Annotated in this window: 15 protein-coding genes and 1 pseudogene; 8 read left to right on the top strand and 8 right to left on the bottom strand. The window is 33.8% G+C overall.

Annotated features, from left to right (window positions below):
• The first annotated feature begins 16 nt into the window (after positions 1-16).
• Complete coding sequence (locus CD31_RS20810) at positions 17-376, top strand: DUF1304 domain-containing protein (RefSeq protein ID WP_036080780.1); 360 nt, start codon at positions 17-19, stop codon at positions 374-376.
• A 178-nt stretch (positions 377-554) separates the two neighbouring features.
• On the opposite strand, the gene CD31_RS20805 is transcribed toward CD31_RS20810, so the two are convergent.
• On the bottom strand, positions 555-791 hold the full coding sequence (locus CD31_RS20805) for a hypothetical protein (RefSeq protein ID WP_036080778.1): 237 nt from the start codon (positions 789-791) through the stop codon (positions 555-557).
• A gap of 225 nt (positions 792-1,016) precedes the next feature.
• Here CD31_RS20805 and CD31_RS20800 point away from each other — a divergent pair, with 225 nt between their 5' ends.
• Complete coding sequence (locus CD31_RS20800; RefSeq protein ID WP_052125417.1) at positions 1,017-1,736, top strand: hypothetical protein; 720 nt, start codon at positions 1,017-1,019, stop codon at positions 1,734-1,736.
• 726 nt (positions 1,737-2,462) lie between these two features.
• On the opposite strand, the gene CD31_RS20795 is transcribed toward CD31_RS20800, so the two are convergent.
• The 4 genes and pseudogenes from CD31_RS20795 to CD31_RS23115 form a co-directional block, all read right to left on the bottom strand.
• The gene (locus tag CD31_RS20795; protein WP_036080775.1) at positions 2,463-3,599 is read right to left on the bottom strand and encodes a zinc-dependent alcohol dehydrogenase; all 1,137 of its coding nucleotides are present in this window, start codon (positions 3,597-3,599) and stop codon (positions 2,463-2,465) included.
• 22 nt (positions 3,600-3,621) lie between these two features.
• The gene (locus CD31_RS20790) at positions 3,622-3,984 is read right to left on the bottom strand and encodes a spore coat protein (RefSeq protein WP_016993945.1); all 363 of its coding nucleotides are present in this window, start codon (positions 3,982-3,984) and stop codon (positions 3,622-3,624) included.
• A gap of 12 nt (positions 3,985-3,996) precedes the next feature.
• Positions 3,997-4,206 (bottom strand): hypothetical protein, encoded by a 210-nt coding sequence (locus tag CD31_RS20785; protein ID WP_036080772.1) that lies wholly within the window; start codon positions 4,204-4,206, stop codon positions 3,997-3,999.
• Positions 4,207-4,605: 399 nt separating this feature from the next.
• Positions 4,606-4,821 (bottom strand): annotated as a pseudogene (locus tag CD31_RS23115) (DUF3888 domain-containing protein); the annotation flags it as partial.
• A 111-nt stretch (positions 4,822-4,932) separates the two neighbouring features.
• Here CD31_RS23115 and CD31_RS20780 point away from each other — a divergent pair.
• The gene (locus tag CD31_RS20780) at positions 4,933-5,619 is read left to right on the top strand and encodes a hypothetical protein (RefSeq protein WP_036080769.1); all 687 of its coding nucleotides are present in this window, start codon (positions 4,933-4,935) and stop codon (positions 5,617-5,619) included.
• A gap of 746 nt (positions 5,620-6,365) precedes the next feature.
• Entirely contained in the window at positions 6,366-6,974 is a 609-nt protein-coding gene (locus CD31_RS20775) for a YpjP family protein (RefSeq protein ID WP_036080766.1), read from the top strand.
• A gap of 406 nt (positions 6,975-7,380) precedes the next feature.
• Here the strand turns inward: CD31_RS20775 and CD31_RS20770 are convergent, their stop codons facing one another.
• Positions 7,381-8,874, bottom strand: a complete 1,494-nt coding sequence (locus tag CD31_RS20770; protein ID WP_036080763.1) for an SH3 domain-containing protein — start codon at positions 8,872-8,874, stop codon at positions 7,381-7,383.
• A 1,399-nt stretch (positions 8,875-10,273) separates the two neighbouring features.
• Positions 10,274-10,687, bottom strand: coding sequence for a gamma-type small acid-soluble spore protein (locus CD31_RS20765; RefSeq protein WP_081977529.1), 414 nt, complete (start codon positions 10,685-10,687; stop codon positions 10,274-10,276).
• Positions 10,688-10,869: 182 nt separating this feature from the next.
• Between CD31_RS20765 and CD31_RS20760 the strand changes: the two genes are divergently transcribed.
• The 4 genes from CD31_RS20760 to CD31_RS20745 all read left to right on the top strand — a co-directional run bounded on the left by CD31_RS20760 (position 10,870) and on the right by CD31_RS20745 (position 13,504).
• Positions 10,870-11,778: a TetR/AcrR family transcriptional regulator gene (locus CD31_RS20760; protein WP_036080760.1), complete on the top strand. Its 909-nt coding sequence runs from the start codon at positions 10,870-10,872 to the stop codon at positions 11,776-11,778.
• A gap of 381 nt (positions 11,779-12,159) precedes the next feature.
• Entirely contained in the window at positions 12,160-12,474 is a 315-nt protein-coding gene (locus tag CD31_RS20755) for a hypothetical protein (RefSeq protein ID WP_036081567.1), read from the top strand.
• A 48-nt stretch (positions 12,475-12,522) separates the two neighbouring features.
• Positions 12,523-12,969: an HTH domain-containing protein gene (locus CD31_RS20750; RefSeq protein WP_036080757.1), complete on the top strand. Its 447-nt coding sequence runs from the start codon at positions 12,523-12,525 to the stop codon at positions 12,967-12,969.
• A 157-nt stretch (positions 12,970-13,126) separates the two neighbouring features.
• Positions 13,127-13,504, top strand: a complete 378-nt coding sequence (locus tag CD31_RS20745; protein WP_036080756.1) for a hypothetical protein — start codon at positions 13,127-13,129, stop codon at positions 13,502-13,504.
• Between the two features lie 82 nt (positions 13,505-13,586).
• Here the strand turns inward: CD31_RS20745 and CD31_RS20740 are convergent, their stop codons facing one another.
• Positions 13,587-14,240, bottom strand: a complete 654-nt coding sequence (locus CD31_RS20740) for a FusB/FusC family EF-G-binding protein (protein WP_036080754.1) — start codon at positions 14,238-14,240, stop codon at positions 13,587-13,589.
• Between the last annotated feature and the right edge of the window lie 939 nt (positions 14,241-15,179).

The following is a 15,179-nucleotide window of genomic DNA, read 5'->3' as shown; positions in this document are numbered from 1 at the left end:
TTTAGGAGTGAATAGGATGTCTTCATTAACTTTTATTTTGTGCTTAGTCGTAGCTGCTGAGCATTTGTATATTATGTATTTAGAAACGTTTGCAACTACTTCTAAAAGAACAGCAAAAACATTTAATCTGTCTGAGGAAGCATTAGAAAATGCAAATGTTCAAGTTCTTTTCAAAAATCAAGGCGTTTATAATGGTCTGATTGCGATCGCCTTATTATATGGATTATTTTTGTCACCTCAGCAAACTGAAATGGTCGCCATTTTTTTAATCCTTGTAATCATTGTCGCTTTGTATGGTAGCTTAACAAGCTCTAAATCGATTCTATTAAAACAAGGCGGACCTGCTATTCTAGCACTTATTAGTTTATTTTTCTAAAGGAATCTCTACAGTCTGAAGCTTTCATATGAATGAGAGCTTAGAAAGGTATAACTATATGTGTCTAAAAAAACCAAATGGATTTTATGCATCTACAGGAGAGTATCTTAAATCTAACGAGTCAGCTTCATTCCTTATTAGCTAACTGTAGCTTAGCTTTTAGTCACTTGAATATTAATTAATCGTAGAAAGCCACTAGGTAGCCACTACTAGTATGAGCTAGCTTTTCCATATAGAATTCAGCTAGGCCATTATCTCCATCGCAATAACGTGAAAGGTCTCTATATGTTAAATTAATAGATTTTTTACCAGAAACACTGATTGGGCTTCCTATACTATCATCAGTATTTGTTTCATCATATTCTTTTAGTTGATAAAAAACTAGACCGTAATCTATTTGAGATACGTCTACCATAAAACTTCCACCATCAGAATAACCAACACTGGATTAGGTACCATGGTTTCAATCTTGCTGTCCTTTTTAAATGGATGTCATGTTTTAGTTATTCCATTATAGGGCGCGATTGTGATTGCGTACCAGCCCAAGTTCCGATAATAAGAATGTAAGATTTAATAATCACCTTTTACTGATATATACGTATTAATTTTACATACTATATAAAAAGAGAAGGTGAATCTTATGAATTGGCTATTAATTAAATTCGTATTAATGGCTGCTATATCAGTAATTCCGTTAGATGCAAATGCTCTTAATGAGAATCAGGATTTAATTCCTATTAATAGTGAAAAGGAGCAAGTTGTAGGAAATTTGCCAGAAGCTAAAATCACTTTATATGCTATCCAAAAAGGAGGGAATTTAACAAAATTCAGATTAGAATCAAACGGTAACGTTTGGAACTTTCCTAATTGGAGAAACGTATCAAATCCAGCATATAATCCGAAAATGTATTATAAAGATATAAATTCAGATGGAAGTAAAGAAATAATTATTGTTTTAACAACTGATTATGGGACTGGTATTTTAGAACAAAATGTGCACGTATTTCATAACAATAAAACAAATACTGAAGAAGCTTTTAAGGAAGTTCTTGCAGACAATCCAATAGCTATTATTCAAAAAAACGTTGAAACAACTTTAAATGAATCAGAAGCCACTATAACGATAGGCAATGAAAAAACTGTTATTAAAATTGGGAAAACGGGTATTAATCCCAAACAGTTATTTTCAGAAATATTTATAGGGAATTTAATTGAATACAAAGTATTGGATGATGAATTGACTGCAATTATAGGAGCTCAAATAGCACCAGTTGGTGGTGACATCGGTAGTTTTTTTATTACTTATACCTTTAAAGATAATATGTATCAATTAAAAAAAATAAAATTTATTCCCAATTAAGGGGCTTTTTTTATCAAAAGTTCTCAGCTGAATAATTAACTACTCCGCTTTTTTAGCTTTCCATACAATTCCAATTCACTATTTCTAAGATCATAGTAAGAGAGAATGCTTTCTTTATTTACAGAATATTTTATTACCCAATAGAAAAATCATTACAACAACCAATACAAAGAGTATAGTAATTATTATTGTTGGTATACTTTTTTCGAAGCGAGATCATGAGAAGTTTTTAATAGGATACGAATCAAGTTCGGCCAGCGTAAATGAAAATATAATGGGGGCAGCTCTTTATTTCTTATTAGGATTGATTCTATCGATTTCACCCTGGTATACATTTAAAATATTATTGATGGGATTAGGAATATTTTTCATGAGTTTATCTATATTTTATATGTAATAAAGCACTTAATAGCGTATTAAACAAAGGACTGGCCAAGAGATGATGAGGACAGTCTTTTCTTAATCGTATTTTAGTGTTGTAAATAAAGTGAAACTTGTAGAGTTTATTAAAATGCTACACTTGCAAAAAGTATATATTTATAACAATATCAAAGGATGATCAGAAAAGGAAAGAAACTCGCCAGTCGAAGAGGCTTGAATATGTAAGCAGGTACTAAGGATGTACTTGCATATAGAACAGAAATATATTATTAAAAGTTAGAAGTAACTAGTACCCCTAGAGTCAATGGAAAAAGGTACTTTTGCAAGTACCTAAACACTTCTATTTTAGGGTTTTAAAACCACTTTAATGCAATCTTCTTGCTTTGTATCGAATATTTCATATGCATGTTTTGCTTTTTCAAGAGGGAGGACATGTGTAATGATATCACCGACATTCACTTTTCCTTCAGCCATTAGGTTATAGACATGAGGCATGATATGAACAACTGGGGCTTGTCCAGTACGAATCGCTACATTGCGCTGGAATATATCTCCGAGTGGGAAGGCGTTGTATCGACCGCCGTATACACCGGTAATTTGGATTGTTCCTCCTTTACGTACAGCTTGACTAGCAATGACAAGGGCTCCCATAGCACCACCTTGAAGTTTTACGCCACTTGCAAGAAATTCTAGAGGCGTCATTTTTCCGCTCATCCCTACACAATCAATGACAACGTCTGCACCGCCCTTGGTAATCTCTTTCAAGTATTCACCACAATTTTCATGGTCTTCAAAATTAACGATTTCAACGTTATTTGTCTTCTTTGCATGTTTAAGACGATAGCCGATGTAGTCAACTGCGATTACTCTTTCTGCTCCTTTCAACCAAGCAAATTTTTGTGCTAGCAGTCCAACAGGTCCGCAGCCAAGAATAATAACAGTATCTCCTTTCTTTACACCTGCATTATCTACACTCCAAAAAGCAGTAGAGGCGGCATCGGCAAGGAGAACAAGACTTTCATCAGGAACTTCTGATTTTTCTGGAATTTTAAAAGGGATAAAATTGCCATAGGGCACGCGCATAAACTCTGCCTGTCCTCCAGGAAAACCGCCTGTTGTGTCTGAATAACCAAAGTAGGCACCCATTTCGCCATTATCGTTTGCATTATCACATTGACTTTCCAGATCATGATTGCAGTACCAGCATTCCCCGCATGCAATATTAAAAGGAATGACAATCCGGTCGCCCTTTTTAACCTTCGTCACATCTTTTCCAACCTCTTCTACGATACCCATTGGTTCGTGACCAATGACATAATCTTGTCCAATATTCGGAATCATACCATGAATCAAATGCAAGTCGGATCCGCAAATGGCAGTAGTGGTTAAACGAACAATAATATCATCGGCTTTTTTTATTTTAGGATCTTGTACTTCTTTAACCTCAACATTTTTTACACCTTGAAAAGTGACAGCTTTCATTAAAAAAATCCCTCATTTTCGTTTATTTTTTCGGTGGGGTAGGGAACATTCCTTTTCGATTCATATCTTTAGGGAATAAATCCAACTGGGCAATACTAATCGCATTTTCTGCAGATTTAATATCCAGTTCCTTTTGACCTGCAAGATCATAAGGTTTCAGCCATTCTTTTTTTACCATCAGTTCAGAAATTTCGAAATATAAATCGAACATGACATCCAGCTGAGTTCTCAAGATTTTCTGAAGAGCAGGAGAAGCTGTTTCTGTTAGGGCAATTGAAAGATTCCGAATACCTGTTTTGGTTGTAAGTAAAAACTCAAGAGCAAGCCCCGAATCAGTTAGTTCAGGCATTCCAACTGAATTTATAGGATCTAAATAGTCTTTCATACAATTTTCCTCCTAATATTCTAATTCTGATTTCGAGTAGAGCTTAACCATAGCAATGAGTGCTGGGGTAGATAATTTTACATTTTTATCCAACAATGCTCTTAAATCATCATCAAAGACCACACCTTGACTCAGCTTCGATTTAAGTAAACTAGTTGTCATAAAGTTAATGACTTCATGAAATTCCATTGTTTCATGAAGTGCTAATTTTTTCTCAAACACGTAATTCGCACCTCCATAATTTTCTTTAAAAAGTCTTCCCTGTAGCAAGTCTATTTATGCAAATTCGCCTTGGATTAAATCTAAAACTATATTGATAGCTGGAATCTTATTTAAAATTGAATTTCCTCCATATTAACTATGTGAAAATCGTAATACCAAAATTCAAGACGAGTGTGGAATGTCATTTGCAAAGCGTAGGTTAATTTTTTTCTTTGTCTAAAGAAAATGCGGGATGTATCCTAAAGTGCGCTTTTCTGAAATAAGGGAAGCTTCTTTTTTCATAAATGGGTCATTTAATGGAAGAAGGGAGCAACACTTTTTCTAGATAAATTTATATAAAATTGGATATAAAAAAAGGACCTTCAGTCTCTATAGCTGGCAGGTCCTTATTTTTTATACTATTTCATAGGTCATTCTATCCTTTCCTACGGGATTATACTGAATGCCTGTAGGTTCAATTTCAAAAGTAATTTGCAATATAAAGCCCCGAAAATCATTTACTCTTTTAGTTTCAATAACTTCAATTTTCCATGGAGTAACCTGAGGCGAAAAATCCTTTAAAATCTTTGGATAATAATAGTTAGTCAAATCTTTTTCAATATAAGGAGTAAGAAGGCGGCTTTATTCTTAAAATTTAGTGTTTCATGATTTTACTTTAAAAAGTTGATTAAGACGAAAAAGGTCGAATACATTATAATATCTGCTCATATCGTAAAATAAGAGGAGATGGGATTTATTAGAAAGAAATTCCTTATTGTAGTCTTAAGCATCATAGGGGTACTATTATTAAGCTTCGGATTAGCTTCTTTAAATGGTTGTGCTGAAAAAAACATTAGTGCACCACCAAAAAGTGCTGAAATTCAAATGTTAGAAAAGATAGAAGTAAAATTAGTGGGGAAATATAAAATAGGTACCTATAGTATTAATACTCATGTTGATAACAATTCACAGGATATAGATATTGATGTTCTTGGAAGCCAAGAGTATTATGATTCAGTAAAACATGAAATCAAAGATGTTGTGAGAAATTTGATTAAGTCAACTAAATTTGAAGAATATAATGTTAATGTAAAAAAAGGTGAAATTCGTCAAAGGATAACAGAAGAAGAGTTGGAAAGAAATAATTTATTGGTTGAGATCGCCAAAAAAATTAATAACGAATTATCTAATGCTTATCCAAACAAAATTGATGGAGGAGTAGATTTGAGAATTCCTCCACCGGAAGCTCCCCAAGAACTAATTGTGGAAGTAAGTACATTGTTAGATGGGGAAAAACAAGAAGCTCTTGGTAGGGAAATAGAAAGGACAATATATACTACATTAGAGAAAAAGTTAGCCTCTAATAAACTTTTAAAAGAAAGTACCGTGAAAATATACATTTATAATAAGAATAAAGAAAAAATAAAAACTTAATATAAACTCCCTTATCAACTAAAATAGAGAATTGTACTCTATCACTTGCATTAGAATTACCAAGTTGAACAGTTCCCTTACTAGATGAAATACCCAATTATCTCCTAAACAATAATCAATCTTTATTATAAAATTCAAACTAGATAAATCAAGTACCAACTGTTTTGATCAAACTTTGTTTTTTACTACCGTGCATCTGCTACTGTATGCAGCTATTAATCTTATGACAATTATTTGCAACCAGTAAACTAATAGTCATTCGCATGAATGTATTTTATTACAGGCACAATAATAAACAGCATAATTTTAAATTATCAAATTGAGTTAATATTTATTACTAAATTTGAAATTTTGCTTACACGCCACCAAGAATTAATAATATTATAGTGGCCACAACAAGCCCCAAAACTAGCCCCAACTTTGTGCATTATTTTGCGTTACTATGTAATGTAAAGAAAAATAAAAAACCCCAAAAGCTGCATATAACAGGCTTTTAGGGCTTTGTAGGGTACATATTACAAAATATAAAAATTAGTCCGTGAAACATAAAGATGATAAGTAACCTAACATTAATAAAAGACCAATACCCATTGCGATGCTCATGCTTTGTACCTCCTTTAAAAAAACGACACATTATTCATAAATATTGTACAATGAATTATAGAAATATGAAACCTTTTAATGGCGAGAACGTATATAATAATAGGAGAATTACCAATTTGTACATAAAGAGTAGGTGACAATAAATGAAAACGTGGGTTAAGAAAAGTATAGTCATCATGGTTGCGTTTTTAACATTTGGTTTAATAACGCCTACACATGAGATTTGGGAAGCATTTGATCAAAATCCTTCGAACCGTGCATCCATCGGCCCTTCATCAGGGACAAGCACTGCTTTAGCTGCTGAGCATGATGATAGCAGTGACGAGCAGCTACAGATACAAGAGGAAGCGATTGATTATAATGCCTTACTTGTGGATGCGGCTAGAGAACAATCGTACATAAAATTTGGCACAAAAATTGGTCCGAAAATTAGCAATGAATTTGACAGCATCATCTTCCCGAAAATGGAGGAAGCCATTGCAATGACAGTGGCTAATCTTGATGATCAAACTGCTGCATCTTTAACCATCTCTGAAAGGCCAAGTGGTAATTACGGTGAGAAAATTTTCAATGTCATCAACAATGAAACAGGCACAGATTTAATTCGTTTCCATGTGCGCACAGAAAAAAGACCGCAGGAAGGCTACTACTACAACTTCCATTACCACAGTGTCGAGGACAACTTCATGGCACACAACAACCTTGGCGATATCTATTGGGAAAAAAACACACCACCTAAGTGGTTGTCATAATAAGTACGATACACTCGTTTACATGACGAGTGTTTTTTTGTGAATATCTCAGCGTTTGTAAAAAGTCATTGAGTTATAACTTTTAATTTTTCAGAGTGGGGGAGGTAGGGGAAAGCATGTACCCTAAAAAGTACCCCAAATTCTTAATTTTTTGATTTTCTTAGATTTATCAATTGAATTGTAGCGATAGCTGATATCAATAGCTACATTGAGCACTCTCGATTGAAGGTGCTTTCCATCAAGATGAACAGGACTTGTGTTTATGATTAATTATCCTATATGCAAGTCCTTTTGTTATACTTTCATAGCCTCTCCCTTAACTACACATAGGGCTTTATAGCACCATTTAGACAACAATATAAAAGAAAGGTGACTTTTATAGTCACCTTTTCACTTATATAGCCATTTATTTATTGAATATTTGCTCATAACGGTGGAAGAATGCCACTGCGTGCGCTCTTGTTAGAGAATCATTTGGTTTAAACTCTGCATCCGTTTTAGTAGTTGTTAAGTCGAAGTCACGTAGAAACTGGATGGCTTCTGGCTGAGATACTGTTTTTCCATAATGCATAGATGCTAGGATACGAGCAAAATTACCACGTGTGATGTCTTTGACTGCATATACCTGTTTAGACGCTGATATACCACCAAGCGTTGGTAGAGCGTACTTACTAGCTAGTTGATAGTTTACATCTGCACTCCATGAAGAACTAGGTTTTGTTGAAGCTAATTCATCAGACTTAAAGTAACGGAAAAGAACAGTTAACATCTGATTTTCTGTTAAATTCGTGTTTGGTTTCAGTAAGTTTTCGTATTTCTTTGTTGCAGGGTTGTATACGTTTGGATAACCGCTGATAAGTCCTTTGTTTACTGCCCATTGAAAATCCTCTGCCCAGTACTGGTCTGCCTTGTAATCAGCGAACTTTGATACATCTATACTACCTACTGGAGTTGTAGGTGTTGAAGCTGAGTAGTTTAAATAACTTGATGCTACATACCCCTCTGTCCCGTCATTTCTTTTCACAGGATACCAAACAAAATGGTTTTTCTTCGTTGATACGGCTTCATATTCAAAAGGGCCCGTAATGGTAACAATTTCGCCTGTACGTAAAGTACCCATAGAAGGACTATCCGTAGTAGGTCTTGTCCTAACTGTTACATTAGTTGTTGCACTAACTTTTTGATTTGTTTTAAAAAAGTACTTTGATTTTGTTAATGGTAAATCAAAATCATAGTTCATCGCTGAAAATTTAATATTTTCCCTGCTGTTAGAGTCATATTGAAAATGTTCGCGTGTAAAAGGCAGCTTTGTTAAGTCTATTAATTCTAATTTCTCAATAATTCGGAGAATTCTTTCTTGATAGGCATTTGCATTTCTTTCACCAGTTGCTTGGACAAATGGACTATTTACTGGCTTAGTACCGTTATAAGCCATGATAGCGAAGTACCAATGTTCCAATATATCTCTTTCCCCACTGTTGATGCTAGGCAAATCCTTCCGCTTAAACATATCATCTAGAGTCTCCACACCAGCTCGAATATTATAGACAATATCGCTTTTTAGTCTATCTTGATTGTAGCCAGCTTGATTTGTAATTTGCATAATGCCAATTCCATTATCAGCTGTCACAATCGCTTTACCATTCATATCAAAATGGCGCCAATTTCCACTTTCACCTTCCGCTATTGCCTTCACAATTTCAGGAGGAACATTATAACGCAGTGCTGTTTCGGTTAACAAACAGTTCATTGTGGAATAATCAGGGTTGACCTTCGATGCCGAATCATACTTACATGTATTTGCAATATCATTAGCTAATACATTTTTATCTATATTTATAGTTAGAGAGAGGGCACCAATGACAATACCACTAATCAATGGTTTCAATATCTTTTTCATATCTGGTTATTACACTTCCTTTCATATTTTCCAAAGTTAAAAGATTCAGATATATGTTATCATAAACCCAATATTTGGGATAGGGGTAATATTCAATGTTTCTTTCATTTAACAGGGGAGAGTGATAAATGATAGCCCTAACATATATTGATTTGGTGAAAGGGTTGTAAATAGTGAGTTCATTGAAACAAGCCCAAGCCAAATCTATATCTACGCCGCATATGCGGAAGATGTATTTGGTCTGAGAACCGACCTTAGAGGAGTCCATGTAACCAAGTAGTACGTCTATCTAATACTCGATTCGTCTGAGGGCTGTTCTGAGAAGGTAGACAAGAGAACAAGCACACCAACTAATGATGTGCTACCACAATCTCATCATAACTTTTTTATAAGCTTACACTTCTCTACACCAACATTTGTAAACATGTTACACTATACCAAACAACGGATTGTTCAGTTTTTTAACTAACAGATGCTTTAGTAAATGAAGAAAAGGTTCTACATATTAGTCATATCTAATATGTAGAACCCTTTAACTTTCTATCTTTATTAAAATTAGATCTTGATAAATCGAATTATTGGATAAATATAAGCACTTTAAAATCACAGATGCAGTTATCTAAGGTTAAAAGAAAACCCGTTTACTATGCTGGTGGGCAAACAATTAAGTAACGATAAGTATCAACCACTCGCAAATGTAGAATTTGGATTCAAGCCAGAGGAAAAAACTGCATTCAGTAAAATGAATTTAAGTTAAGTTCCCCAAAGGAATATTAAAAAATATACAAAAATATTATAATCTAAAAAGCACGATAAGCTATGAATACTTGATATTAAAGTAATCTAAAAAATAAAAACTATAAGATACCAACCCACTTAGACTCTGGGAAAAAACACACCACCTAAGTGGTTGTCATAATAAGTACGATACACTCGTTTACATGACGAGTGTTTTTTGGTGCGAAAACGCAATTCTGAAAGCCGAAATTTCGAGATGATGGGGAAATATCAAGGCTTACTTGGTATTGAAGGTATTCAAAATCAACAGGAAATAATTATAGTCCCATCCCAAAATGCCTTCTGCCAATATTTCAATAGGCAAGGAAAATGAAGAAATCAGTCGCTTGATGGAGGAATGTAGGATTAAATTTGTCTTTTCTTGCGCTTACCCGGGAAATTTTTTTATTTCCTCAACTTACATTTGAATTTGTTAAAGGGAAATAAGGGGATATGAAAGTACGACTCAAATTGATTTCAAACAGATATAAGAAAAATAGCTACCTGCCAGAATTAAAAGCTAAAGCGAAGATTTTATCCTGAAGGAATCCTAAAAAATTTGCTGTTATTGTGAGAAACAAAAAAACCGGCAAGGATGCCGGCTGCGGATGTTGAAGGAAAGCTATTTTTGATTGTTTTCGTTAGCAAATTTACCAGAAGCAAATTTTTTGTTTGCTTCAGCTTGTTGAATTTGTTGTCTGATTTGGTTCACATAAGTTTCATTTCCAAATTCAACGTTCGTTGATCTCATTGCATTCATAGAACCAGAAGCCTGTTGCTTTTTAGCTTCAGCTTGTTGAATTTGTTGTCTGATTTGGTTCACATCAGTTTCATTCCCGAATTCAACGTTCGTTGACTTCATTGCGTTCATAGTACCAGAAGCCTGTTGCTTTTTAGCTTCAGCTTGTTGAATTTGTTGTCTGATTTGATTTACGTCAGTCTCATTCCCGAATTCAACATTCATTGAATTCATTGCGTTTGGAGCTGCATTAGGAATTTTTGAGTTGAAATTTTGATTGTTGTTTTTATTCGCCATTAAAAATCACCTCCTGAAAAGTAGTTTGTACAGAAGGTTTTTTACTATCCATACATTTTTGAAAAAACTAACCGATTTGTGTTGAAGAGACATCTAGCTTTCCAATTACATAGTTTAAGAAATCTTGTTTTCCTGTATAATTGTAGTAAGTTCGTACTTGTGCTTAGAGATTGGAGAAATGTATGAAAGATCGTAAACAAATCGTTATCGAATCCACATTGCAATTATTTACAGAAAAAGGATATCAGCATACATCTGTTCAGGATATTTTAGATAAGGCGAATATTTCCAAGGGTACATTTTATAATTATTTTTCATCTAAAAATGAATGTCTGAAAGCCGTATTAGAGCAAAATCGCCTAGAACGAAATGTTTTAAAAGAGGAAATTTTAGTTGGTAAGAAAAAAGATGATGTAAATGTTTTGATTGAACAATTAATCGCCACATTAAAAATTAAAGAAAAATATAATTTAATGCCTTTATTTCGAGAAATCTCCTTCTTGCATGATGAAGAGCTGCAAGAAATTCTTGCGGAACATCGCTTTCATGAAATCACATGGTTAAAAAACAGATTCTATGATATTTATGGAGAAGAAGGAAAGCCCTATTATTATGAGTGTGCGGTCGTCTTTTTTGGCACATTCCAATATTTGTCTTTTTATTGGAATCTGGCTACTAATATGACGATAGATCTAAAAAAAGTGGTTACTCGGTCATTGAAATATGTAGAAAGTTTTCTGCCAGAAATGATTAAGAGTGGAGAAATTTTATTAGAACCACAGGAAATGTTTTTGTTAGAAAAGGATTTAGCCTATAAGTCCATCACCAGCAAGCAAATACAAGAGAAATTAGAGAAATTTTGTAAAAAAATCTCGACAATCGAACTTCCACAAAAATCACTCGAACTTTCTAGCTTGCTTTTGGATGAAATAAAGAGAGAAACACCCCGCATGAGTGTTTTAGAGATCATGCTACAGCCATTTCGTGCTTCTTTCGCTGAAACGATTTATAAATATGAAGCTGAAGAAATAGCCAACCTTTTCTGGCTCTTTATAAAGATGCAAAACAAACAGCAAGGCATAAATAAATGATTGAATGACGAGACCAGCTTTTTATCATAAAGTTGGTTTTTTCTTTTGAATTCGTTGTCTAACAATTCTAGTGAGGGCATTGAATCTTTTCCTTCTTCTGTCAGTGAATTTTGGAATCTCGGGAAATTGCGTATTGGTAATCCCATCGACATTACGTTGTATTGTAACGTGTCATTTTTCATAAAGCGGAAATAATAAAAGTCTCTCCCAATTATACTTTGATCTATAATTTCCGCTTTTACTCGATTCATGGTGAAACCCATAAGCTCACTATAGAAGACAATACTCTCTCGGTTCAGGTGAATTGCTAATTCAGGAAGTGTTATAATAATTTTACAGATTGTAGAGGTGGAGCTTGTGAAGGAAATAAGAGTACTATGGATGACTACATTTAAAATATTTTTAGAATTAATAAGAATTATTATCCTTTTTTTCATTATTGGATGCGTAATGTGGGGATGCGTCAAGTTAATTTATACCTCTTTAGGAATAAATGTTGATGGTTCATACGCTGGATGGCTGGGCGGAATCGCAATATATAGTTTATTGTTTGTCCTCTATCGTAATAAACTGCAATTTTCGGGATTTTATAATGGTCCATATCGCCAAAAATTATCCCCTAAAAGCACTACCACTTTTATTACGATTTCCTTTTTTTTATTACTACTGCCACTTTTTTGGCGTCCTGATTTTTAATAGAGTTTCATTTGATACATAAAAAAGAATGAAAAGAGGGTTACTACTGTGAAAGAATGGAAGGATAGGGCAGAAGTATCTTTTGTCACGAATATTTCCCGATTCGATTACCTGAAACAGCAAATTCAAGAAGTGGCTGAAAAGTTTAGTTTCAATCATCAGCAACTTGCGAAAATATTTGATTTACCAATGACTGAGCTAGATGGTTTATTGAATAACAAGGCCAGTATCACGACGGAGCAGCTGGATAAGATTGAACGAAAAATAGCGATGTTATTTGCTGGCTTTGAAGGCATTGATGCAAGGGAAAGAGCCGCATTGCTTTTGAATGACCTCATTAAGGATTACATGTTTTCAACGGCTAGTGTCGCGAAAATGATTCATGTAGAGGAAAAGGACTTAAATGATTTTAGACAAGCCTTATTGATGGATAAAAACGTAGAATTGAAAATTTGCGTGAATAGTATCATGCTTCATTTTGTATTACATGACTAATGACAAGCCCTGGTATTTTGGACTAAATCATTCATAAAGGAAGAATAAAAAATCTTCTCTTCTTCGTTGGCATTCTTCATGACTTCCACGTTTTCCTTCATACATAGTAATGAGGAGAACCTCACACATTAACCTCAAAAAGTATGGAGGTTCCTAAATGAAAAATGCCAATAGAGTGTATGTGCTTTTATTTATCGTAGTCTTCTCATTTTCTACAACCGTATATGCAGAAGAAAATAAAGAGGGTATTCTTGTATACCATGTGAAATATGATTATGAAGCTATAAGTAAATTTTTGGACATGACAATGCAGGAATACGACCAAGAGTGGGGGAAAGGTCTTTCGATTGCAGAGATGGCGGAGAAAAAAGGAATTGCTAGAAGAGATGTAGAAGGCTATTTTTATCAATTTCATTATGAAGAGATGCAAAAATGGCGAAAAAAGGGTGTCATGACGGAAAAACACTATTTCCATCTTGTGTACGGATTAGCGGATGAAATAGAGGAATTTATTGATCGTAATCCCAACCGATAACATTTTTCTAAACCCGAAAAGTTAATCTTTTAAAGTTAAAAGGCAGAAATGTTGCTTGCACAACATTTCTGCCTTCGTTCATTTATTTTTGTGTAATACGCTCGAAAAATTCCAGTGTTCTGTTCATATCCGTAACATGTTCATTGCATGTTTGACTATCTGCACAAATGTAATTACTGTGGTTGGTAAACGTGCCAACCACCTGTCCTTTAATAGACGTAGTAAATAAGCCTACATCTGAATGGCGATTACAGATAGCGCAAATGCCGCGAACCGTGTTATTGGCAAATATCCCTTTGATCCCTTTTAGCTGCCCATTTTGCTCAAGGACAACATATTTTCGATGTGTGCCAGCATCATCCCAGGCAAGATAACAAATTTGCTGAAAATCGAGTGCTTCTAGATTTGGTAGCTTGAGCTTCTTTTCCTTTTTAAATAAGGCTTTAAGCGTACTAGCGGTCACCGGCTTGAACGGGATGACATATGGTTTTAATTGCTCTAAAAATGCATCACCTTGTGCACGATCTGTGACAGTAAAAAGCTGGTCAATCAGCTTTGTTTCTGCTGCTGATAATGCTAATTTTGTCGTTACCTCCGTATCAACAAGGCCACGTACTGCTAGGATAACGTTTTTATCCTTTGTTGTTGTCAGTGCATGTAAAATTTTATTTAATTGCTGTTCTAGTAAATGATAGTTGGCAACCGTTAAAAACGGCTGAATTGTTTGTTGTTCCATTTGAAATCTCTCCTGTTTATTAGGCTATTTGATTACTTTTTGGCCTAAAGAGATCATTCAATTTCTGTTAGTTTATAACTTAATCTTGACCTCTTTGACCTAAAGAAGTCGTTCTAGAGCATGCATTACAAGTGAATGCTATCATTTAGATCCCTCCTTTAAAGGAAACGTTGATTTATATGGGTTTTACATGAGGTTTTATAATAGGTTGAATTAAACAGGCAACCAATTTACATTAATTTGTTAAAAATTATAAGTGTCTATAGATATATTAACATGTGATTGCCTTAATTGCTCTTGAATTGTTTTGAAATTTACTCCCTTTACAATAAGATGCAATGCGAAGGTCATGATCAACATTTCCATCTTCATTATATGTAGGACACTATGCATTTTTCTTTTGTTAGGCTAATTTTGGTAATCTATTGGGTATCTCGTATTCTTTCATTTCATACATAAACAATTCAAGCAAAATGATAGTTTCTCAAATTTTTATTTTTTAGTGGCTAAATTTTAGATTTATCATTTAAGTGCAATTGTATTAATATAAATTTTATTTAACTCATAATTTAAAGAATCATGTTTTAGCCAAGCGATATCGGAGCGTCTGAAGAGAAAAATTAGGATTGTTTGCTTAATTTTAATGAACTTATTATTTTTCTACCATACAAAAGAATAAAGTAAATAATTGTAACATTTATAAAGAAATAAAGTATATTAAATTGAATTTGAGTAATACCGTTTTTGGTAAATAAAGCAAATGCGGATGATAACTCAATATCTCCGATGTAACTTATAAAATGAAAAGGGGCACCAAATTTGTTAGTACCATAAGATACAAAGAAAATGGACAATAAAGTCACTAGAATGCTAATCCATAATAACCCCTTTTTGTTTATAACTTGCATTAAGTCATCTCCTTTTATATTTTATTAACCC

This window comes from Lysinibacillus boronitolerans JCM 21713 = 10a = NBRC 103108, assembly GCF_000772935.1.
Classification (GTDB): domain Bacteria; phylum Bacillota; class Bacilli; order Bacillales_A; family Planococcaceae; genus Lysinibacillus; species Lysinibacillus boronitolerans.
Note: the sequence above shows the minus strand (reverse complement) of the source record. Positions and strands in the feature narration are given on the sequence as shown.

Bases quoted from the DNA above. Each gene is read 5' to 3' on its own strand.
- CD31_RS20810 (WP_036080780.1), top strand. From the start codon at position 17: ATGTCTTCATTAACTTTTATTTTGTGCTTAGTCGTAGCTGCTGAGCAT.
- CD31_RS20805 (WP_036080778.1), bottom strand. From the start codon at position 791: ATGGTAGACGTATCTCAAATAGATTACGGTCTAGTTTTTTATCAACTA.
- CD31_RS20800 (WP_052125417.1), top strand. From the start codon at position 1,017: ATGAATTGGCTATTAATTAAATTCGTATTAATGGCTGCTATATCAGTA.
- CD31_RS20795 (WP_036080775.1), bottom strand. From the start codon at position 3,599: ATGAAAGCTGTCACTTTTCAAGGTGTAAAAAATGTTGAGGTTAAAGAA.
- CD31_RS20790 (WP_016993945.1), bottom strand. From the start codon at position 3,984: ATGAAAGACTATTTAGATCCTATAAATTCAGTTGGAATGCCTGAACTA.
- CD31_RS20780 (WP_036080769.1), top strand. From the start codon at position 4,933: ATGGGATTTATTAGAAAGAAATTCCTTATTGTAGTCTTAAGCATCATA.
- CD31_RS20775 (WP_036080766.1), top strand. From the start codon at position 6,366: ATGAAAACGTGGGTTAAGAAAAGTATAGTCATCATGGTTGCGTTTTTA.
- CD31_RS20770 (WP_036080763.1), bottom strand. From the start codon at position 8,874: ATGAAAAAGATATTGAAACCATTGATTAGTGGTATTGTCATTGGTGCC.
- CD31_RS20765 (WP_081977529.1), bottom strand. From the start codon at position 10,687: ATGGCGAATAAAAACAACAATCAAAATTTCAACTCAAAAATTCCTAAT.
- CD31_RS20760 (WP_036080760.1), top strand. From the start codon at position 10,870: ATGAAAGATCGTAAACAAATCGTTATCGAATCCACATTGCAATTATTT.
- CD31_RS20755 (WP_036081567.1), top strand. From the start codon at position 12,160: ATGACTACATTTAAAATATTTTTAGAATTAATAAGAATTATTATCCTT.
- CD31_RS20745 (WP_036080756.1), top strand. From the start codon at position 13,127: ATGAAAAATGCCAATAGAGTGTATGTGCTTTTATTTATCGTAGTCTTC.
- CD31_RS20740 (WP_036080754.1), bottom strand. From the start codon at position 14,240: ATGGAACAACAAACAATTCAGCCGTTTTTAACGGTTGCCAACTATCAT.